General features: G+C 36.3%; 1 protein-coding gene. It reads left to right on the top strand.

What is annotated here, in order from left to right:
* Positions 1 to 105 precede the first annotated feature (105 nt).
* On the top strand, positions 106 to 353 hold a 248-nt coding region (locus SB689_RS22700), incomplete at its 3' end, for a carbon starvation CstA family protein (protein ID WP_410694333.1).

Below are 353 nucleotides of genomic sequence, written 5' to 3' on the forward strand. Positions count from 1 at the left end.
CTTGTCTAGATTGGATCTTATTACTTTTATATTCTATCTTACCATCTTTTGTGGTCACAAAAGCACAAGTTTCATAAAGACTTCCTCTTCAATAAAATCCCATATATGGATCAGCTGACGGCGTATTGGTATAATTTTGCGATTATGTTTGAAGCTGTATTTATTCTTACTGCCATTGATGCGGGAACAAGGGTTGGACGCTTTTTTTTACAGGAAATGCTGGGGTCTGTTGTTCCAAAATTTAATGATAAAAATTGGATTCCAGGAATTATTATCAGCAGTCTTCTTTTCACATTTGCATGGGGATATCTGGTGTACACCGGAAATGTAAACAGTATCTGGCCGTTATTTGG

The sequence above is a fragment of the Chryseobacterium sp. SIMBA_038 genome (assembly GCF_046535115.1).
Classification (GTDB): domain Bacteria; phylum Bacteroidota; class Bacteroidia; order Flavobacteriales; family Weeksellaceae; genus Chryseobacterium.